This is a genomic window from Micromonospora sp. RHAY321 (assembly GCF_023896955.1).
GTDB lineage: Bacteria > Actinomycetota > Actinomycetes > Mycobacteriales > Micromonosporaceae > Micromonospora.
This window is the reverse complement of record NZ_JAMHIW010000023.1, coordinates 15,926-36,720: the sequence shown is the minus strand read 5'-3', so window position 1 is coordinate 36,720 and position 20,795 is coordinate 15,926. Positions and strand designations below refer to the sequence as shown.

The window sequence follows — 20,795 nt, the reverse complement described above, 5'->3', positions numbered from 1 at the left end:
GGGCCGGTCCGGTGCGCGCCCGATCCACCTACCCGGTGGCGAGGTTGATGGCCACACCGATCGGAATGGACGCCGCGAGCCCCGCGACCAACCACCACAGCTGCTCCCACCGGGCGGTCCGCTGCGCCGACTGGATCACGCTCTGAACCTGGCTCAACGTGCTCGCCACCATCGTCAGGTCCCCGGCGCCACCGGCCGACTCTTCCGTGACCGACCGCCGCAGGCCCGCCCGGCGGACCCGGCTGGTCGGCGACACCGTCAGCTGATGCCTGCGGACCCGCCGCGAGGCCAACACCACCGACTCGGGATCCCCGTGGTCGACGGCGCCGCGGTAGGCACCGTCGCCCTCGGGCTCCGGGACGTCGTCGGGTACGCCGACCCGGTTCAGGCGGGGCCAGCGCCGTGCCCAGCGGACCTCGAACCACCACAGGCCACCGCCGGCGGCGAGCAGCACGAGGTTGGCGGCGATCGCGACGATCGCCCACCGGCCGCTGACGAGGAAGCCACCGGCGCCCGCCGGGATGGCCGCCAGGATGAGTGCCTTCGCCGTCGCCGTGCCGCTGATCCCCCGCATACCTGTCATTGAACCGCTCGTGCCCGGCCGGCAGGGCCTCTGCTATCCGCTATGCGACAACGGCGGCCTGCGGAGCCCCGGTCGTGGCACGTGATCGACGGACCGCTCGAGCGTGATACCTCAGAGGTATAAAAATGCCGCTGAGGTATCACGCTCGTCCGACTGCGTGCTCCGGCAGAGGCGGCCGGCGGCCGCGAGTTCCCGGAGGGCTAACTCTTCGCCAGGTCGTTCACGCAGCGCAGCACCGGTCGGACGGTCAGCAGGGCCGGGTCCAACGCCGCGTCGGCGCGCACCGTGAGGGTCACCGACTCGCCGGGCAGCAGGGTGACCAGTGCCTCGTCCACCTCGGCGGACGGGTCCAGCCGGTCCGGGTAGAGGGTCAGGTCACGCAGCACCGTGCGGGCGGTGACCCGGACCCGCTGCCCACCGTCGACCGGCTCGACCGTCGCGTCCCAGGCCGCCGCCGGCCAGTCGACGTCGCGGTCCTCGGCGAAGAACCACAGTGCCCGCTCGGCGCTCTCCCCCGCCTCGGCGACCAGCAGCTCCCGCCGGGCCTCGTCCGGCCGCGCCAGCTCCGCCGGCAGCGCCAGCGTCACCGCCGAGTACGCGGGGACCTCCAGCTCCATCGTGGTCTTCGCCCGAGGTTCACCGGCGAGGGTCAGCCGCGTCACGGACGCCGACGCCCGCCACGGCGTGCCACCGTCGTTCACCGCGACCAGGGCGAGGCCGCCGTCGCGGGGCTGCACGGTGAGCAGCCGGTCGGCGTACGCGTGGCGCAGCGCGTACCACAGTGGCTTGCGCCGGCCGTCGCCGTCGACGGCGGACCAGGAGGTGACCGGCCAGCAGTCGTTGAGCTGCCAGACGATGGTGCCCGCGCACACGCTCCGGTGCGAGCGGAAGTGCTCCACGCCGAGCTGGATGGCCCGGGCCTGGTTGAGTTGCGTCAGGTAGTGCCAGTCGTCGAAGTCCGCCGGGGCGGGCAGGTGGGCGTCCAGTCCACGCTGGAGCTTGGCGTCGCCGCCGGTCGCCTTCTGGTGGTGCGCCATGCCGGGTGAGTCGTGGGCGAGGGGTTCGTCGCTCAGCGCCCGCCGCAGCGTGGCGTACGCGGGCGGCCCCTGGTAGCCGAACTCGGCGACGAAGCGGGGCACGTACTCCCGGTACTTCGTGTAGTCGTCGGTGTTCCAGACGTCCCAGATGTGCGTGGTGCCGTGCGCCGGATCGTTCGGGTGGATGTCCTCGGTGCCCGACCAGGGGCTGCCCGGCCAGTACGGGCGGGTCGGGTCCAGCTCGCCGACGATGCGGGGCAGCACGTCCAGGTAGTAGCCGCGACCCCAGGTGCGCCCGGCCAGCGGCTCCTGCCAGTCCCAGTCGTGCCAGCCCCAGATGTTCTCGTTGTTGCCGGTCCAGAGCACCAGCGACGGGTGCGGCGCCAGCCGGGTCACCTGCTCGGTGGCCTCGGCGGCCACCTCGCTGCCGAACGGCTCCTCCTCGGGGTACGCGGCGCAGGCGAACAGGAAGTCCTGCTGGACCAGCAGCCCGCGCTCGTCGGCGAGGTCGTAGAAGTCGGTCGACTCGTACCGGCCACCGCCCCAGACCCGCAGCAGGTTGATGTTGGCCTCGGCGGCCTGGTCGAACCGCCCGGCCAGCCGCTCCCGGGTGACCCGGTTGGGAAACACGTCGTCGGGGATCCAGTTGACCCCGCGCACGAAGACCGGGACGTCGTTGACCGACAACGCGAAGGGGGTGCCGTGCTCGTCGGGGGTGGTGTCCAGGCGTACCGAGCGGAAGCCGATGAGCCGGGACCAGCTGTCCAGGGTTTCGCCGTCCGGCGCGTGCAGCGTCACCTCCATCAGGTGGCGCGCCTGCTCGCCGTACCCCCGGGGCCACCACAGTGCGGGCTCGCGGGCGGTGAGGGTCAGCACGGCCGTGCGCTGCCCGGCCGGGACGACCACCTCGGCGTCGGCGCCCGCGACGGCGGCCCGGACGGTCATCGGGACGTCCGCGACCCGCTCGACCTCGACGTGCAGCTCCACCTGCCCGTCCCGGCCGGCCAGGGTGACCAGCGGGCGGACGGTGGCCAGCCGGGCCGTGGACCAGGCGTGCAGGCCGATCTCCTGCCAGATGCCCGCGGTGACCAGCGTGGGCCCCCAGTCCCAGCCGAAGTTGCAGGCCATCTTGCGGATGAAGTGGAACGGCTCCGGGTAGGCGTTGGGCCGGTCACCGAGCCGCTGCTGCTGCGCCTCGGCGTAGCGGTAGGCCGAGTCGAAGGTGACAACCAGGTCGTTGTCGCCGTCGCGCAGCAGCGACCGGACGTCGAACCGGTAGCCACGGTGCATGTTCTCGGTGCGGCCGACCTCGACGCCGTTGACGGTGACCGTGGCGACGGTGTCCAGGCCGGCGCAGACCAGGTCGACCCGGTCGTGATCGCCCGCCGGGCGCCGGAAGCTCGTCCGGTAGCTCCAGTCGGTGCGCCCGATCCAGGCCAGTGCCAGCTCGTTGTCGTCGAGGTAGGGGTCTCCGATCAGCCCGGCGTCGAGCAGGTCGGTGTGCACGCAACCGGGCACGGTGGCGGGCACGTCCAACCCGGCGATCCCGGCCGGCACCTGCGCCCCGGGCGTCGCCCGCAGGGTCCAGCCGTCGTGAATTGCCTGTCGGCTCAAGACTTCACCGCACCTTCCATGATTCCGCGGACGATCTGGCGTCCACCGATGAACAGCATGATCAGCAGGGGGATGGTAGCCACGAACGCGCCGGCGAGCACCCGACGGTAGATGACGTAGTTGCCGCTGGCCAGGTCGGAGATGGCCACCATCGAGGTCGGGTAGTCGGTGCCGCCCAGCGTGATCAGCGGCCACTGGAAGTCGTTCCAGGTCGCCACGAACGTGAGCAGGCCGAGCACCGCGAGGGCCGGCCGGATCGCCGGCAGGACGATGGACCGGTAGACCCGCATGGTGGTCGCGCCGTCCATCCGGGCGGACTCGATCAGCTCGTCGGGGACGGTGTTGAGGATGAACTGCCGCATGTAGAAGACGCCGAACGCGGTGACCAGGCCGGGCACGATGACCGCCAGCAGGGTGCCGTTCCAGCCCAGCTTGCCCATCACGATGTACAGCGCGACGACGCCGAGCTGGTTGGGCACGGTGAGGGTGAGCACCACGAACAGCATCAGCCACCGGCTGCCGGCGAAGCGCAGCTTGGCGAAGGCGAACCCGGCCAGCGAGCAGAAGAACAGCATCGAGACGGTCACCACGGTCGACACGATGACGCTGTTGATCAGCGAGGCGGCGAAGTAGACGTCCTGGAGGGAGAAGACCTCGTCCAGGTTGACCAGGAAGCGGTTGCCGGGGGTGACGGCCGGCGGGATCTGGGCCAGTGCCTCGTCGTTGCTGGTAGCGATGACGAACATCCAGTACAGCGGGAACGCCGCGAACAGCATGGTGGTGGCCAGCAGCAGGTACGTCCCGATGCCGGCCGGGGTGTCCTGCGGGGCGCGGCCCATCAGGGCGGCCCGACGGCGGCGGGTCCTGGTTGCCGCCGGCCGGGGCGGTGCGGTGTCGACGGCGCTCACCTGGATCGCCCTCCGGAGAGTCGGTTGGTCAGCAGCGTGTTGATCCCGGCCACGACCAGGATGATGAGGAAGAGTGCCCAGCTCATCGCGGCCGCGTAGCCGAGGTTGAGGTCCTTCCAGCCGACCTTGTAGATCAGTTGGGCGATGGTCTGCCACTCGCCGTCGGGTCCCCCGGTGGCGGCCTGGGCGTTGAGGTCGAAGAGCATCGGCTCGATGAAGAGCTGGAACCCGCCGATGGTGGAGAGGATGACGGTGAACACGATCACCGGCTGGATCATCGGCACGGTGATCCGCCAGAGCTGACGCCACGGGCCGGCCCCGTCGACCGCGGCGGCCTCGTAGACGTCGCGCGGGATCGACTGCATGGCCGCGAGGTAGAGCAGGGCGTTGTAGCCGATCCACTTCCAGTTGACCATCGTGGCGATCGCGATCCAGGCGTGCAGCTTGTCGGCCCGCCAGTTGATCGGCTCGCCGTCGCCGATGCCGAACAGGCCGAGCACCCAGTTGGCCATCCCGAAGTCGCGGGAGAAGAAGACGCTGAACACCATGGTCGAGGCGACGATCGGGGTGACGTACGGCAGCAGGACGCCCACCCGCCACCAGGTCTGCGCCCGCAACCGGCGGTTGAGCAGCGACGCCACGATCAGCGCGAGCAGCAGCTGCGGCACCGAGGAGAGCAGGAAGATGCCGAAGGTGTTGTAGAGCGCGTTCCAGAAGTCCTCGTCGCCGAAGAGCTGGCGGAAGTTGGCCAGGCCGGCCCAGCCGGTCAGCGTCGGATCGTCCAGCCGGTAGTTCCGCAGGGCGACGACGCCGTTGAAGACCAGCGGGAACAGGCCGAAGACCAGGAAGATCAGGAAGAACGGCGCGATCAGCACGTACGGCATGTAGCGCATGTCGAACCGGTACAGCCGGTCGCGCCAGCTGAGCCGGCGGTCGTCCGGGTCGGTGCCGGGGCCGTGCCGCCCGGCGGCGGCACGGCGGCCCGACGACGCGGGCGCGGCGCGGGTGGTGGACATCGGGACACTCCAGGGCCGAAGAGACGGGGGTACGCGCGGGCGGCGCGGGGGCGGCCCGCTGTTCGGCCCGCCCCCGCGTCGGTGGGCTCAGGAGGTGCTGGCCTTCTCGGCTTCCTTGACCGCCTCGGCCCAGGCGGCCTCGGGCTTCAGCGTCTTGTTCTGCACCCGGATCAGCACGTTCTCCACGGCCACCCGGGTCGGGCCGTTCTTCTTGCCCAGGTACTGCGGGGTCAGCCCCTGCGCCATCTTCGGGAAGATCTGGCCGACCGGCGCGTCACTGAAGAACGGGTTCTTGAAGTCGGCGATGGCCGGGTCGCTGTAGAGGGCCGGCTGCGACGGCAGGTTGCCGACCTTCTTGAAGATCTCGATCTGCTGCTCCGGCTGGACCAGCCACTCCAGCAGCTTGTACGCCTCGTCGGCGTGCCGGCTCTGCTTGGGAATCGTCAGGAAGGAGCCACCCCAGTTGCCACCCCCACCGGGCACCGCGGCGATGTCCCACTTGCCCTGGGTGCCGGGAGCGGTGTCCTTGATGTGCCCGAGCATCCAGGCCGGGCAGGCGAGTACCGCGAAGGAGCCGCTGGTGAAGCCCTTGTCCCAGTCGGCCTGGAAGGTGGCCAGGTTGGCGGAGAGGCCGGCCTCGATCGCCTTGATCGTGTAGTCGAAGGCGATCTTCGGGCCCTGCTCCATCCGGAGCTGGTCCTGCTGGTCGTAGAAGCCGACCGGCTGCTGGCCGAGGATCGGGTTGAACAGGTTGCTGCCTGCGTCGATGAACTTCTTGTTGCTCCTACCGGTGTACTCCTGGCCGACCTCGATGAACCGGTCCCAGGTGGGCCAGAGGGCGGAGACCTGGTCAGGCTCGGTGGGCAGCCCGGCGGCCTTGAACAGGTCGGTGCGGTAGCACATGGCCAGGCCGCCGACATCGGTGCCGAGGCCGATCTGGGTCTTGCCATCGGCCGACAGCGACTGCTTCCACTTCCACGGCAGGTACTTGCTCTCGTAGCCCCCGGCGCCCTTGTCGAGCAGGTTGACGAACTTGTCCGACTGACTGCGGAACTGCACCATGAAGCCCTCGTCGATGGCGGCGATGTCCGGCGCGCCGGAGCCGGCGACCAGCTTCTTCTGCAGGTCCTCGTGCTGGGCGTTGTACTCCCCGGAGTTCAGCTGGATCTTGACGTTGGGGTTGGCCGCCTCGTACGTCGTCTTGAGGTCCTGCAGGCCGAAGTCGCCCCAGAAGTTGATTTTCAGGGTGACCTGTCCGTCCGCCGCACCGGAATCCTGCCCGCTCTTGCCGCTGCACGCGGCGACCAGGGCGAGACCGACCGTGCCCACGGTGACCGCGCGGGCCCACCGGGTCCAGGAGCGTTTCATGGCATCCTCCGAGCAAGTGGGAACGCTCCCGACATCGAGAGACGTTGACTGAACCGGATAAGTGCCGTCACCGTACGGCCCGGTTCCGGGAGTGTCAACGGCCTGTTAAGAAGGCGCACGACCACCGCCAAGGTGGTGCCCGTGGGAGCGCAAACAGGCGTGGTGGAGCGCTTTCTCTCGCTGCTCCGCGCACCTGGCGGCGCTCAGGTACCGACCCCGCACCGGTACGCTGAACCGGGCAAGTACGCCGGTCGAGGTCGACCCTGGACGGTCGGCCGGTGGCCGTCGGCGTCGGTTGCGCTAGGTTGAGGCCGCCGAAGCACCACGCGTGACCGCGGCAGGGAAGCGACCCGACCCCCGTGGGCGGAGAGTGGAGGAGCACGCCGGTGAAGCGGCCGACCATCGCCGACGTCGCCCGACGCGCCGGGGTGTCCAAGGGCGCCGTGTCGTACGCGCTGAACGGGCAACCCGGCGTCTCCGAGGCCACCCGCCAGCGCATCCTGGCCATCGCCCAGGAGATCGGGTTCAGCCCGAGCAGCGCCGCCCGCGCCCTCTCCGCCGCCACCGCCGAGGCGGTCGGCCTGGCCCTCTGCCGGCCCGCCCGGATACTGGGCATCGAGCCGTTCTTCATGGAGCTGATCAGCGGCGTCGAGGCCGAACTCTCCGCCCGCTCGTACGCGCTCACCCTCCAGGTGGTGGCCGACCACGACGCCGAGATCGCGGTCTACCGACGCTGGTGGGGCGAGCGCCGGGTCGACGGGGTGCTCGTCTGCGACCTCCGCACCGACGATCGCCGCATCCCCGCGCTGGAACAGCTTCAACTGCCGGCGGTGGTGATCGGCGGGCCGGGTGGCACCGGCGACCTGGCCAGCCTCTGGTCCGACGACGCGGCCGCGCTCACCGAGGCGGTGGAGTACCTCGTCGCGCTCGGGCACCGGCGGATCGCCCGGGTCGGTGGCCTGCCCGACCTGCGGCACACCGAGATCCGCACCGAGGCCTTCGCGGCGGTGTGCCAGCGGCTCGGCCTGGTCGACGCGGTCACGGTCTGGTCGGACTACACCGGCGAGGAGGGCGGCCGAGCCACCCGGCGACTGCTCAGCTCCGCGCAGCGGCCCACCGCGGTCATCTACGACAACGACGTGATGGCCATCGCCGGGCTCTCCGTCGCCCAGGAGATGGGGCTCACCGTGCCGGGGGACCTGTCCATCGTGGCCTGGGACGACTCGCCGCTCTGCCGGCTGGTGCACCCACCGCTGACCGCGCTGGGCCGTGACATCCCGGCGTACGGCGCACGCGCCGCCCGGCAACTGCTCGCCGTCATCGCCGGGCAGCCCGCGACCCGCGTGCAGGACGAGACGCCGCACCTCACCCCGCGCGGCAGCACCGCGCCGCCCCGAAACAGGTGAACCGGTTCACCCCGAGGGCGGGTCAGCGGGACGCCGAGGGAAACTCCTCGAAGTACGCCTCGACCCGCTCGGCCGTCGCCGGCCGGGCCAGCGCGAAGCCCTGCCCGTACCGGCAGCCGGCCCGGTGCGCCCCCTCGACCTGAGCCGCTGACTCCAACTCCTCGGCGACGATCTCCACGCCCAGCCGCTCGCCGACGTTGACCACCACGTCGATCAGCGGCGGCTGCCCGTCCGGCCGGGCGCCCACCAGCTCCGGGCCGACCTTGAGCAGGTCGATCGGGAGCCGTCGGAGCTGGGCCAGCGAGGCGTGCTCGGCCCGGAAGTCGTCCAGGGCGGTGCGGACGCCCAGCGACCGCAGGCCGGCCAACCGGGCCACCACCGTCGACAGGTCGGCGGCGACCCTCGGCTCGGCCACCTCCACCACCAGCCGCTCCGGCGACACCCCGTACGCGGCCAGCACGGCCGCGGCACGCTGCACGAAGTCGGGGGTCGTCAACTCCCGGGTGGTGACGTTGACCGCCATCCACAACTCCCGGTTGCCCGCCGACCAGTCGGCCAACTGGCGGCAGGACCGGTCCAGCACCCACCACTCCAGTTCGCCGACCAGGTCCAGGTCCTCGGCGACCGGCAGCAGCTCGGCCGGGAGCACCGTGCCGAGCACCGGGCTGCGCCAGCGCAGCAGCGCCTCGGCGCCCACCGGCTGCCGGTCGGCCAGGTCGAGCACCGGCTGGTAGACGAGGTCCAGCTCACCGCGGGCCACCGCTCCGGGCAGTTCCCGTTCCAGGTCGAGCCGGCGGACGAGCTGCTCCTCCAGGAACGCGTCGTACCACTCGACCCGGTCCCGGCCCAGTTGCACGGCCCGCCGCCGGGCCAACTCGGCCTGGCGGAGCACGTCGGCCGGCCCGGCGCCGCTGACCTCGGCCAGCCCGATGCTCGACTGCACCCGCAGCACAGCCCCGGCCAGGTCGTACGGCGGGGCGAGCGCGGTCAGCAGCCGGGTGCCCAGCGCGTACGCCACCACCGGGCCCGCCGCCGTGACCACGGCGAAGCCGGCACTCGTGCACCCGGTGACCAGGTCATCGGGTGCGATGACCGCGCGAGTCCGGCGGACCGCCTCGGCCAGCACGTCCTCGCGGCCCGTCGGCCCGACCCCGTCGGCCCCGTGCAGGTCCACGAGCAGCAGCGCGCCGGTCGGCGCCGGCACGTCACCGATCGCGGCGAGGGCGTCCAGCAGGGCCGCCCGGTCTCCGGGAACGCCGCCACCGACCGGAGCGGGCCGGCCGCCGAGCCCCGACCAGGTCGCACCGCTGTCGGGCGGCCAGCTCGAGCCGACGCCGTCGGAGCTGGCCGGCGCGTCGGCGGTCCTGCCGGTCGGCGCCCCGAGCCGGCGTGGCTGGCCCGCTCGGCGGTGCCGGACCGCCCGGCCGCTGGACCGCCGGTGGGCGGCACGCCGTTCGGGGACGGCCGCGTCACCGGCGCGCAGCAGCTCACGCAGCGCCAGTGGCGGCACCGCCGCCAGAGCCAGCAGCACGCTCGTCCGGTCCGGCGCCCGGCCGGCGCCCAGGTGCAGGCCGGCCGCCAGCAGCAGCACCGCTGCCGGGAGCACCGCCCGGGGCCAGGCCGCGGCGACCGGCCCCGGCTCCTCGCCGGCTCCGGCCACCGCGTCGCCCGCGCCGAGCGCGGTGAGCAGCATGCCGAGCACCAGCGGCGGCACGGCCAGCAGGGCCGCCCGGCCGGTCGGCGCGGGCGGCAGGGTGGCCAGCAGCGCCAACCCGACCAGGGTGAGCAGGACGCCACCCCGGCAGATTGCGCCGGGCGCACGCCGGTACGGGCCGGTGAACGCGCTGAGCGCGGCCATGCCCAGCACGCCCAGCACCAGCGCGGCGACCAGCCGGCCGGGTACCGGCAGCGTGTCGCGGGGCAGCAGCAGCCAGCCGGCGAGGGCCAGCCCGATCGCCGGGACGGCCGCCTCGACCAACGAGCGCGCCGTGGCTCGGGCCGGTGGTGCCGTCCGGCCCGGGAGCTGGAGCAGCCCGGCCGCGGACAGTGCCGCCACGACGAGCGACCCGACCAGCGCGGCGACCCGGTGCCCGGTGTCGACCAGCGGGAGCACGGCGGCGCTGAGACCGGCCGCCACCACCGCCGCGTCGAGCAGCACCCCCGCCGCACGCGGCGAGGGATCGGCGGATGATGGCTCGGTGGGCGGCGGATCGGTGGGCGGCGGATCGGTGGATCGCCGCGTTGCCAGGCGGGAGAGCCGTAACCCGGCGAGGGTGGCGCCCGCGCCACCGGCCAGCGCGATCACCACCGAGGTCGGGACCAGATCGGCGGCGCCAGCGATGACAAGCAGCGCCACCGCCGTGGACACGGCGGCCTCCGGCGCCGCTCGGCGGGGGACGAGGACGCGGAACGGGTACGCGAGGAGCACGGCGGTCGCCTTCGTGAGGGGGCACGGGGCGGTGCGGCGGTGCGGGCATCGGACGTTGCGGGTCCGCTGCCCAACAGTCGAGAACGATCGGCGGCCAAATCGGTTACGCGCCGGTCACCCGGAGGAGGCAGTGACCCGTGTCACTGTACGGTGTGCCGGGCCGACCGGGCACCGCCCGCCGCGACCCGGACAGGCCGGGGGTGGGATCATCGGAGGGTGAGTACGCCCGACACCGTCCGCTTCCGGTACAACCAAGCCATCCTGGCCGCGGCGGTCATCGCCTTCATCGGTGCCCTCCCGCTGGCCAACGCCCGGGGGTACCTGCTGCCGGTGCTGCTCATCCCGCTCGCCGTCGGCCTGTGGGCCTGGCGGGCCGGCACCGACGCCGACGCCCGGGAGCTGCGCCTGCGGGCCCTGGCCGGGCAGCGCCGCATCGCCTGGGACCAGGTCGTCGAGCTGGCCACCGACCCGCGCGGGCGGGCGGTCGCCCGGCTCGACGACGGCCAGCAGGTCGTCCTGCCGGCGGTACGCGGGACCGACCTGCCCCGGCTCGTCGCGGCCACCGGCCAGACGCTGCCCGGCGCGACCGGCTGAGCCACCCGATCAGTAGCCGTCGACCACCGTGTTGATCAACGGCTGGCCGGCGGCGAACCGCCGCACCTGATCGCCGACCAACCGGTAGGCGCGCGGCAGCAGACCCCGCACCGACCCGGCCACGTGCGGAGTGAGCAGCACGTTCGGCATCGTCCACAGCGGGGAGTCCGCGGGCAGCGGCTCCGGGTCGGTGACGTCGAGCGCCGCCGAGATCCGCCCGGTGCTCAGCTCGGCCACGAGCGCCTCGGTACGGGCCACCGGCCCCCGGGCCGCGTTGACCAGCAGCGCACCGTCCGGCATCGCGGCCAGGAACTCCTTGTCGATCAGGCCGCGCGTCGCGTCGGTGAGCGGGACCAGCACCACCACCACGTCGGCCTCGGGCAGCAACCGGGGCAGGTCCTCGACGCCGTGCACCCCCTGCTCCGGCCGGGCCGTGCGGGCGACCAGGGTGAAGCTCACCTCGAACGGGGCGAGCCGGTCCCGCACCGCGGTGCCGATCGAGCCGGCACCGACGATGAGCACCCGCTTGCCGGTCAACTCGTCGGTCGGGGCGAACTCGCCGAACGCCCACCGACGGTCGGCCTGAGCCCGTACGAACGCCGGGAACGCCCGCAGCTGGGTGAGGATCGCGGTGACGACCCACTCGGCGGTGGACGGGTCGTGCACGCCACGGGCGTCGCACAACGTGACACCGGGCGGTGTCCGGCCCGCCCAGGCGTCCGCGCCGGCGGAGAGCAGCTGCACCGCCGCCAGGTCGGGCAGCTCGTGCAGCAGTGCGGTCGCGTCCGAACCGGCCAGGAACGGCGGTACCCAGAACCGCACGCCGGCCACCGGCGAGGGCAGCCGGTCGGCGTGCTCGACGACCTCCACCGTCACGTCCTGGGGCAGTTCGCCGATGAGGTCCAGGCCGGCCTGGTGCGGGATCCATACCTTCACGTCCGCCGACGATAGCCCCCAACGTGACGGCCGGTGCGGGCACGGCGGCAACCGCCGGGTGGCGCGCGGCGTCGGGGCAGGCGAGACTCGGCACACCGAGGTTCGGCTCGGGCACGGAGAAGGTATAACGAAGGGTCGGCGGCCGCTCGGCCTCCGCTCCCGCAGACAGGTGCTTGATGACCGACGGCTCAACCGCGCGCCCCCGACGCGCGACCGCCCCACCCCCGGCGCTCGGCGACCCCGCACGGCTGCGGGCGCTCGCCGACACCGGGCTGGACGCCGCCCCGGACGAGGCGTTCGACCGGTTCGCCCGCCTGGTCAGCGACCTGCTGGACGTGCCGGTCGCGCTGGTCTCCCTGGTCTCCGCCGACCGGCAGTTCTTTCCCGGAGCGGTCGGGTTGCCCGAACCCTGGGCGGAACGCCGGCAGACCCCGCTGAGCCACTCGTTCTGCCAGCACGTGGTCGACATCGAGGTGCCGATGGTGCTGCCGGACGCCCGGCTCTACCCCCGGGTGCGCGACAACCTGGCCATCGCCGACCTCGGTGTGGTCGCGTACGCCGGGATGCCGCTGACCGACCTGTCCGGCCGGGTGCTCGGCGCGCTCTGCGCCATCGACAGCAAGCCCCGGGCCTGGAGTGCGGGGCAGCTGCGGACGCTGGCCGACCTCGCCGCCGCCTGCTCGTCGGAGCTGCGGCTACGGATCGCGCTGGACGGGGCGCAGGAGGCGGGCCGACGTGCCGTGCAGGCGCACGAGCGACTGGAACTGCTCGCCGGGGTGAGCGAGACGCTGGGCGGCACGCTGGACGTGGGCATCGCTCTGCGCCGGCTCGCCGCCACGATGGTGCCGCTGCTCGCCGACTGGTGCCTGCTCACCCTGGTCGGGCCGACCGGCCTGCCCCGCGAGGTGGTCGCGGTGCACTGCGACCCGGCCCGGACGGCGGACGTGGACCGCTTCGCCGAGCTGCTGCGTACCGGGCTGAGCAGCGACTCGGTCATCCGGGCGGTGCTGCGGACCGGCCAGCCCCGGCTCGGTGGCGTGGCGTCGGTGGCCGACGTGGCACGGGGCACCACGGATCCGGAGATGGCAGCGATCGCCCGACGCCTCGGCATCGCCTCCTACCTCAGCGTGCCGGTGTCGGCCGCCGGTGGCACCGTGTTGGGGGCGATCACCCTGGTCAACGGCCCGCAGCGCCAGCAGTTCGACGACCGCGACCTGCTCACGGCGGTGGACATCGGCCGCCGGGCCGGGCAGGCGATCGGCAACAGCTCGATGTACGGCGAGCAACGACACGTCGCCGAGGTCCTGCAACACAGCATGCTGCCGCGGCTGCCCCTCGTACCCGAGCTGGAGCTGGCGGCCCGCTACCAGCCCGCGGCCGACCGGGTGGAGGTGGGCGGCGACTGGTACGACGCCTTCGTCCAGCCCGACGGTGACCTGATCGCGGCGATCGGGGACGTGGCCGGGCACGACATCGAGGCGGCGGCGACCATGGGCCAGCTGCGCAACCTGGTGCGCGGCAACGCGTTCGGCCGGCAGGACGCGGTCGGCGAGCTGATGACGCACCTGGACGGCGCCATCCGCGGCCTGCGGCTCCCGATCGCGGCCACCGCGACGCTCGTCCGCATCCGTCCCCGGTCCTCCGGCGTCCGGGAGGTGACCTGGTGCAACGCCGGCCACCCGCCGGCGCTGGTGATCCGCGCCGGCGGCACGGTGGAGAGCCTCGAGGCGCCGCCGGAGGCGTTGCTCGGCCTGGCCCGGCCGGTACGGCGGACCAGCCACTCGACCGGTCTGGCCGTCGGCGACACCCTGCTGCTCTACACCGACGGGCTGGTCGAGCGGCGGGACCAATCCATCGACGACGGCCTGTCCGAGCTGCGGAGCCGGCTGGCCGGCAGCGACACGCTGCCCCTCGACGAGTTGTGCGACCTGCTGCTCGCCTCGATCCAACACCGTGAGGACGACACCGCGCTGCTGGCCGTACGGGCCCACTGAGTCCTCCAGCGGGGCCGCCCGGTGGCTGCGACCGGCGACTGTCGGATCGCGTCGGGCACGGCCGGGTGCTCCGGCGGGCTACCCTGGGCCGGGTGAGCGCCCGTCCCCCGTACTCCCGCAGCCGCCGTCTCCGCGCGGCCCTCGCGGCGTCCTGCGCGGCGCTGCTGTTCGCCGCCGGTTGCAGCTTCGGCGAGCCGGAGCCGGACCCGGCCGGTGAGCCGCCCAACCTGCCCACCCCGTCGGCGTCGGCAAGCGCTGGCGGCGCCGGCCAGCAGGCGGTGGCGACCGTGCTCGCCAAGGGCCTGCGCGTGCCCTGGGCGATCGGCTTCCTGCCCGACGGCGGCGCGCTGGTCACCGAGCGGGACAGCGGCCGGATCCTCCAGGTCGGCCCGGAGTCCGGGCCGGACGGGCTACGGGTCCGGGTGGTGCAGACGATCACCGACGTGGCGGCGGCGGGCGAGGGCGGCCTGCTCGGCATCGCCGTCTCCCCCGGCTACGCCAAGGACCGCACGCTCTTCGTCTACTACACGTCCGAGCAGGACAACCGGGTCGTCCGGCTGCAACTCGGCGGGCAGCCCACCCCGATCCTCACCGGCATCCCCAAGGCGAACGTCCACAACGGCGGAGGGCTGGGCTTCGGGCCGGACGGGCAGCTCTACGTGAGCACGGGCGACGCCGGCGAGCGCCCCCTCGCCCAGGACGCGAAGAGCCTCGGCGGCAAGATCCTGCGGATCACGCCGGACGGCAAGCCCTCCGCCGGCAACCCGTACCCCGGGTCCCCGGTCTGGTCGCTGGGGCACCGCAACGTGCAGGGCTTCACCTGGGACGCCGCCAAGCGGATGTACGCCGTGGAGTTCGGCCAGAACACCTGGGACGAGATCAACCAGATCACCAAGGGCGGCAACTACGGTTGGCCGCAGGTCGAGGGGCGGGCCGGCGACCGGAAGTACAGCGACCCGATCACCCAGTGGGGGACCTCGGACGCCTCCTGCTCCGGGCTGGCCGCCACGGACCGGCTGCTGGTCACCGGCTGCCTGCGTGGCAAGCGACTGTGGGTGATGGAGTTGACCGACACGGGCACGCTGCTCGGTCAGCCCAGCGAGCTGCTCACCAACCGGTACGGCCGGCTGCGCGCGGTGGCCGCCGCGCCGGACGGATCGCTCTGGGTGAGCACCTCCAACCACGACGGGCGCGGCAACCCCGCGGCCGACGACGACCGCCTCCTACGGGTGGTATTCGCCGGCGGCGACGGCGGCCGGAGCTGACCTTCGTCACCATCCGTTCAGGTTTGCCAAGATCCTCCGACGGGCAGGTCAGAATCTCAGCATGGACGGGCAGCACGACGAGCAGCACGACGACGCCGGTGACCGGGACGACCCGGTGACCGGTGGCGAGACGCGTCGCTCGGCTCGTGGCGGCCGGCCGGGTCCGGTGCGCCGCACCGGCGTGATCCTCGCCGTAGTCGCCGTGGCGCTGGCCGGGGCGGTGCTCGGGGTGCTGGCCGGCGGCCGGGTGGCCACCGACATCGGGCCGTTCCGGGCCAACCTCAGCCTCTCCCCCGCCAGCGACGGCGGCACCACCGTCGACGTGCCTCCGCTCGGCGCCCTGCTGCTGGACAGCCACGACGGGCCGACGCACCTCACGGTGCGGCTGGGCGCGCTGGACCAGGGGCGCACGGAGGCGCTGCTCGACGACCCGGCCAGCATCAGCCGGGCCAGCCAGAGCGCCGTCGAGGACGTCCGGTCCGGGGTGATGCGACTCGGCCTGCGGACTCTGGCCTCGGCGGTGCTGGTCACCCTGATCCTGGCCGGGCTGATCTTCCGCGACACCCGGCGGACGGCCTGGGCGGGTGGGCTCGCCCTGCTGGTCACCGCCGGCAGCCTCGGCACGGCGGCGGCCACCCTGCGACCGCAGGCGATCGAGGAGCCGCGCTACGAGGGGCTGCTGGTCAACGCCCCGGCGATCGTGGGCGACGCCCGGCGCATCGCCAACGACTACACCAAGTACGCCGAGCAGCTGCAACGCATCGTCGGCAACGTCAGCCAGCTCTACACGACCGTGTCGGCGCTGCCGGTGTACGAGCCGGCGCCGGGCACGACCCGGGTGCTGCACGTCTCCGACATGCACCTCAACCCGACCGGCTGGCAGCTGATCCGGACGGTGGTGGAGCAGTTCGGCATCGACGTGGTGATCGACACCGGGGACATCACCGACTGGGGCAGCGAGCCGGAAGCCTCCTTCGTCGGGTCGATCGGCCTGCTGAAGAAGCCGTACGTCTTCATCCGGGGCAACCACGACTCGGGCCGCACCGGTGCTGCGGTGGCCCGGCAGCCGAACGCGATCGTGCTGAACAACACGACGACCACGGTGGCCGGACTGACCATCGCCGGCATCGGCGACCCCCGCTTCACCCCGGACAAGAACACCTCTCCGGCGGGCAGCGGCCTGACCCAGCAGGTGGCCGACCAGGTGATCGGGGCCGGCGAGCAGCTCGCCACCACGGTGCGCCGCTCGCCGCAGCCGGTGAACATCGCGCTAGTGCACGATCCGGCGTCGGCGGGGCCGCTCGCCGGCACGTGCCCGCTGGTGCTGGCCGGGCACACCCATTCCCGGCAGGTCTCCAAGCTGCCCCAGGAACCCGGTCAGCAGCCCACCACGCTCATGGTGGAGGGCTCCACCGGCGGTGCCGGGCTGCGCGGCCTGGAGGGTGAGAAGCCGACCCCGCTGTCGATGAGCGTGCTCTACTTCGACCAGCAGAAGATGCTCCAGGCGTACGACGACATCACCGTCGGCGGCACCGGGCAGGCCCAGGTGAACCTGGAACGGCACGTGGTGGAGGGGCCGACCGCCGGGCCGTCCCCCTCGGTCACCCCCACCCCGACCCGCTGAGCCCCGAGGGTTGACGTCGCGGCGTCGGGAGCGTGCACGTCAGCGCAGGGCGAGGGCGGCCAGAGCGGCGTTGACGATGCTGCCGGGCAGCAGGTCGTGCAGCTCGTACAGCTCGGCCACGCTGCCGGACTGGCCGAACTCGTCCACCCCCAGCGGCACCGCCGGCGCGCCCAGCGCCGAACCGAGCCAGGCCATCGCGTGCGACGCGGCGTCGTGCACGGTCACCACCGGCACCCGGTCGGCGAACGCGGACCGCAGCGCGCCCGGCACGCTGGGGACCGTGGCCGTCCGCACGCCCTGACGCAGGGTGCGCTGCCACGCCCGGTAGAGCCGGTCCAGCGAGGTCACGTCCACCACGTGCGCGGCGACGCCCTCCTCGGCCAACTCGGCCGCGGCAGCCAGCACCTCGGGCAGCACCGCGCCGGAGGCGGCCAGCTGCACCACCGGGGCGTCGGCCAGGTGCGGGTACGCCTGATGCGCGTCGACCAACCGGTACGCCCCGGCGACCACCTGCCGGCGCAGCACCGCGTCACCGAGCCGGGCCCGGGCGGCCTCGAACGGCGCCTGGTCCAGCGGCCGGGTGCTCAACCGGAAGTAGTACGCCCCGTCCTCGGTGGGTGCGGCGGTCGCGGCCGGGGCGGAACCGCCGGCGATCTGCCCGAGCGCGTCACAGAGCAGCCAGTCCAGGCTGGCCGCGTACGCCGGTTCGAGGAAGGTCACCCCGGGCAGCTCCAGGCCGACGGAGGCGGTGATGGTGGACTGGTGCGCGCCGCCCTCCGGGGCCAGGGTGATGCCCGACGGGGTGCCCGCGACCACGAACCGGGAGCCGGAGTAGGTGCCGTACAGGAACGCGTCCAGGCCCCGCAGCACGAACGGGTCGTAGACGGTGCCCACCGGCAGCAGCGGCTGCCCCGACAGGTCCCACGACAGGCCGAGCTGGCCGAGCAGCAGGAACAGGTTCATCTCGGAGATGCCCAGCTCGATGTGCTGCCCGGCGGGGCTCTCGGTCCAGCGCAGCATCCGGTCCTCGGTCCAGGAACGCTGCTCGGTGGGGGCGAAAACCCCGGTCTTGTTGATGAACCCGGCCAGGTTGGTGGAGGTGGCCACGTCCGGCGCGGTGGTGACCAGGTAGCGGCCGACCTCCCGGTCCCGGGCCAGGTCCACCAGCACCCGGCCGAAGACCTCCTGCGTGGAGATCGGCTTGTTGGCGCGTACTCCCGTGCTCTCCGGGACGGTGACCCCCAGCGCCCGCTCGCGGGGCGCGCGGGACAGCGCCTCCCGGCGGGCGCCGGCCCGGATGCCGGCCGGTGACGCCGGGTCGAGGCGGTCCCACTCGGTCTCGGCGGTCAACCCCTGCGCGGCACGCAACGCGTCGACCTGCTCAGTGCTGAGCAGCGCCGAGTGGTTGCGCGGGTTGCCGGCGATGGGCAACCCCCACCCCTTGACCGTGTACGCGAAGACGACGCTGGGCCGGTCGGTGACCGCGTCGCACTGGGCGTACGCGTCGAGCATCGCCTGCAGGTCGTGCCCGCCGAGGTCGGTGACGAGCGGCCCCAGCTCCTCGTCGTCGACGCCCTCCACGAAGGCGCCCACCTCGGCCGGCGCGCCGTCCAGGAACTGCTTGCGCAGCGCCGGGCCGGCCAGCCCGAACAGCGACTGGTACTGCTCGTTGGGCATCGCGTCGATCCAGTCGCGCAGCACCGCGCCACCCGGCCGGGCGTACGCCTCGGCGAGCCGGCGGCCGTACTTGACCTCCACGACGTGCCAGCCGGCCGCCTCGAACTGGCCGCGCCACTGGTTGATCCGGATGCCCGGCACCACCCGGTCCAGCGACTGCCGGTTGAAGTCCACCAGCCACATGACGTTGCCCAGGCCGGTGGTGGCGGGGTCGGCGACCGCCTCCCAGATGTTGCCCTCGTCCAGCTCGGCGTCGCCGATCAGCGCGACGAACCGGGAGTGCGGCCGGGCGCCGAAGTGCGCGTCGACGTAGCGGCGGGTGGCGGCGGCGAAGAGCGGTGCCGCCGCGCCGAGACCCACCGAGCCGGTGGAGAAGTCCACCTCGTCGGGGTCCTTGGTGCGTGACGGGTACGACTGGAGGCCACCGCGGGCCCGCAACCGGGGCAGGTACGAGCGGTCCAGGTTGCCCAGCAGGTACTGGATGGCGTGGAAGACCGGGGAGGCGTGCGGCTTGACGGCCACCCGGTCCTCGGCGTCCAGGTGCGCGAACCAGAGCGCGGTCATCGCCGTGACCAGCGAGGCGCTGGACGCCTGGTGACCGCCGACCTTCACCCCGTCACCGGTGGCCCGGTCGTGGTTGGCGGCGTCCACGATCCGGGTGGCGAGCCAGAGCACCCGCCGCTGGATCTCGTCGAGCACGTCGAGGTCGTGGTGGTTCACGGTGACTCCATCCGGGCGTCGCCGTTGACGCCCTCGCGAGGGGGACGCGGGGTGGCCGCGTACGCGACAGGGGTGGCAGGCCGCCGCCGGGTCACGGCGACGGCCTGCTCCGGGTGGGTCTCAGCCCTGGACGCCGAGGCGCTCCAGGACCAGTTCGCGGACGGTCTTCGCGTCGGCCTGGCCGCGCGTGGTCTTCATGACCGCGCCGACCAGCGCGCCGGCGGCGGCGACCTTGCCGCTGCGGATCTTGTCGGCGATGCCGGGGTTGGCGGCGATCGCCTCGTCCACTGCGGCGGTGAGCGCGCCGGTGTCCGACACGACCTCCAGGCCCCGGTTGGTCATGATCTCGGTGGGCGAGCCCTCGCCGTCGACCACGCCCTCCAGGACCGCACGGGCCAGCTTGTCGTTGAGCTTGCCGGCGTCGACCAGGCCCTGCAGCTCGGCGACCTGCTTCGGGGTGGCGCCGATGTCGGCCAGCTCCACGCCGCTCTCGTTGGCCCGGCGGGACAGCTCACCCAGCCACCACTTGCGCGCGGCGGCCGGGGTGGTGCCGGCGGCGACGGTGGCCTCGATCAGCTCGACGGCACCGGCGTTCAGCACCGACTGCATGTCCAGGTCGGAGAGCCCCCACTGCTGCTGGAGCCGACGCCGGTGCACCCGGGGCAGCTCCGGCAGGGCGGCCTTCAACTCGGCCACCCAGGCGGGGTCCGGCGCGATCGGCACCAGATCCGGCTCCGGGAAGTACCGGTAGTCGGTGGCGGTCTCCTTCGAGCGACCCGGGGTGGTGTCGCCGGTGTCCTCGTGGAAGTGCCGGGTCTCCTGGGTGATCCGGCCGCCGGCGTCCAGCACCGAGGCCTGGCGCAGCATCTCCGAGCGGACCGCCCGCTCCACCGAACGCAGCGAGTTGACGTTCTTGGTCTCGGTGCGGGTGCCCCACTCCTGCCCCGGCAGGTTGAGCGAGGTGTTCACGTCGCAGCGCAGCGAACCCTCCTCCATCCGCACGTCCGAGACGCCGAGGGTGCGGATCACGTCCCGCAGCTCGGCGACGTACGCCCGGGCCACGTCGGGGGCGAGCGAGCCGGTGCCCGCGATGGGCTTGGTCACGATCTCGACCAGCGGGATGCCCGCCCGGTTGTAGTCGACCAGCGACTCGGTGGCACCGTGGATGCGCCCGGTGGCGCCGCCGACGTGCAGCGTCTTGCCGGTGTCCTCCTCCAGGTGCACCCGCTCGATCTCGATCCGCACCGTCTCGCCGCCGACCTCGACGTCCAGGTAGCCGTCGACGCAGATCGGCTCGTCGTACTGGCTGATCTGGAAGTTCTTCGGCATGTCCGGGTAGAAGTAGTTCTTCCGGGCGAACCGGCACCACTCGGCGATCGAGCAGTTCAGCGCCAGGCCGATCCGGATGATCGCCTCGATGGCCGCCTTGTTGGCCACCGGCAGCGAACCGGGCAGGCCCAGGCACACCGGGCAGACCCGGGTGTTGGGCTCGCCACCGAAGTCGGTCGGGCAGCCGCAGAACATCTTGGTGTTCGTGCCCAGCTCGACGTGAGTCTCCAAGCCGATCACCGGTTCGTAGCGCGCGACGACCTCGTCGTACGCGGGCAGCGTCGTCGTCATCTGGG

14 protein-coding genes are annotated in these 20,795 nt (G+C 73.0%); 5 read left to right on the top strand and 9 right to left on the bottom strand.

The features are described 5' to 3' along the window. Positions 1-28: 28 nt before the first annotated feature. The 5 genes from M8C17_RS29605 to M8C17_RS29585 all read right to left on the bottom strand — a co-directional run bounded on the left by M8C17_RS29605 (position 29) and on the right by M8C17_RS29585 (position 6,526). A complete protein-coding gene (locus tag M8C17_RS29605) occupies positions 29-574 on the bottom strand; it encodes a hypothetical protein (RefSeq protein WP_252419869.1) in 546 nt (181 codons plus the stop codon). Positions 575-783: 209 nt separating this feature from the next. Further along, on the bottom strand, positions 784-3,234 hold the full coding sequence (locus M8C17_RS29600; RefSeq protein ID WP_252419868.1) for a glycoside hydrolase family 2 protein: 2,451 nt from the start codon (positions 3,232-3,234) through the stop codon (positions 784-786). Further along, the gene (locus M8C17_RS29595; RefSeq protein ID WP_252419903.1) at positions 3,231-4,073 is read right to left on the bottom strand and encodes a carbohydrate ABC transporter permease; all 843 of its coding nucleotides are present in this window, start codon (positions 4,071-4,073) and stop codon (positions 3,231-3,233) included. Before M8C17_RS29595 ends, M8C17_RS29600 begins: the two co-directional genes overlap by 4 nt. A gap of 65 nt (positions 4,074-4,138) precedes the next feature. Further along, positions 4,139-5,158, bottom strand: coding sequence for a carbohydrate ABC transporter permease (locus M8C17_RS29590; RefSeq protein WP_252419867.1), 1,020 nt, complete (start codon positions 5,156-5,158; stop codon positions 4,139-4,141). 87 nt (positions 5,159-5,245) lie between these two features. Continuing rightward, on the bottom strand, positions 5,246-6,526 hold the full coding sequence (locus tag M8C17_RS29585) for an extracellular solute-binding protein (protein WP_252419866.1): 1,281 nt from the start codon (positions 6,524-6,526) through the stop codon (positions 5,246-5,248). Positions 6,527-6,912: 386 nt separating this feature from the next. Between M8C17_RS29585 and M8C17_RS29580 the strand changes: the two genes are divergently transcribed. Next, complete coding sequence (locus tag M8C17_RS29580) at positions 6,913-7,932, top strand: LacI family DNA-binding transcriptional regulator (protein WP_252419865.1); 1,020 nt, start codon at positions 6,913-6,915, stop codon at positions 7,930-7,932. 22 nt (positions 7,933-7,954) lie between these two features. Here the strand turns inward: M8C17_RS29580 and M8C17_RS29575 are convergent, their stop codons facing one another. Continuing rightward, complete coding sequence (locus M8C17_RS29575; RefSeq protein ID WP_252419864.1) at positions 7,955-10,360, bottom strand: EAL domain-containing protein; 2,406 nt, start codon at positions 10,358-10,360, stop codon at positions 7,955-7,957. A 216-nt stretch (positions 10,361-10,576) separates the two neighbouring features. On the opposite strand from M8C17_RS29575, the gene M8C17_RS29570 reads away from it, so the two are divergent. Beyond that, positions 10,577-10,954, top strand: a complete 378-nt coding sequence (locus tag M8C17_RS29570; protein ID WP_252419863.1) for a PH domain-containing protein — start codon at positions 10,577-10,579, stop codon at positions 10,952-10,954. Between the two features lie 9 nt (positions 10,955-10,963). Here M8C17_RS29570 and M8C17_RS29565 read toward each other — a convergent pair whose 3' ends face one another. Beyond that, the gene (locus tag M8C17_RS29565) at positions 10,964-11,890 is read right to left on the bottom strand and encodes a 2-hydroxyacid dehydrogenase (RefSeq protein WP_252419862.1); all 927 of its coding nucleotides are present in this window, start codon (positions 11,888-11,890) and stop codon (positions 10,964-10,966) included. A gap of 176 nt (positions 11,891-12,066) precedes the next feature. On the opposite strand from M8C17_RS29565, the gene M8C17_RS29560 reads away from it, so the two are divergent. From M8C17_RS29560 to M8C17_RS29550, 3 genes are all read left to right on the top strand, one after another. After that, positions 12,067-13,884, top strand: a complete 1,818-nt coding sequence (locus M8C17_RS29560; RefSeq protein WP_252419861.1) for a GAF domain-containing SpoIIE family protein phosphatase — start codon at positions 12,067-12,069, stop codon at positions 13,882-13,884. A 92-nt stretch (positions 13,885-13,976) separates the two neighbouring features. Then, entirely contained in the window at positions 13,977-15,149 is a 1,173-nt protein-coding gene (locus M8C17_RS29555) for a sorbosone dehydrogenase family protein (RefSeq protein WP_252419860.1), read from the top strand. Positions 15,150-15,210: 61 nt separating this feature from the next. After that, the gene (locus M8C17_RS29550) at positions 15,211-16,773 is read left to right on the top strand and encodes a metallophosphoesterase (protein WP_252419859.1); all 1,563 of its coding nucleotides are present in this window, start codon (positions 15,211-15,213) and stop codon (positions 16,771-16,773) included. A gap of 39 nt (positions 16,774-16,812) precedes the next feature. Here M8C17_RS29550 and M8C17_RS29545 read toward each other — a convergent pair whose 3' ends face one another. Further along, positions 16,813-19,170 (bottom strand): pyruvate dehydrogenase, encoded by a 2,358-nt coding sequence (locus M8C17_RS29545; RefSeq protein WP_252419858.1) that lies wholly within the window; start codon positions 19,168-19,170, stop codon positions 16,813-16,815. Positions 19,171-19,290: 120 nt separating this feature from the next. Further along, positions 19,291-20,790: an Asp-tRNA(Asn)/Glu-tRNA(Gln) amidotransferase subunit GatB gene (gatB, locus tag M8C17_RS29540; RefSeq protein WP_252419857.1), complete on the bottom strand. Its 1,500-nt coding sequence runs from the start codon at positions 20,788-20,790 to the stop codon at positions 19,291-19,293. Positions 20,791-20,795 lie beyond the last annotated feature (5 nt).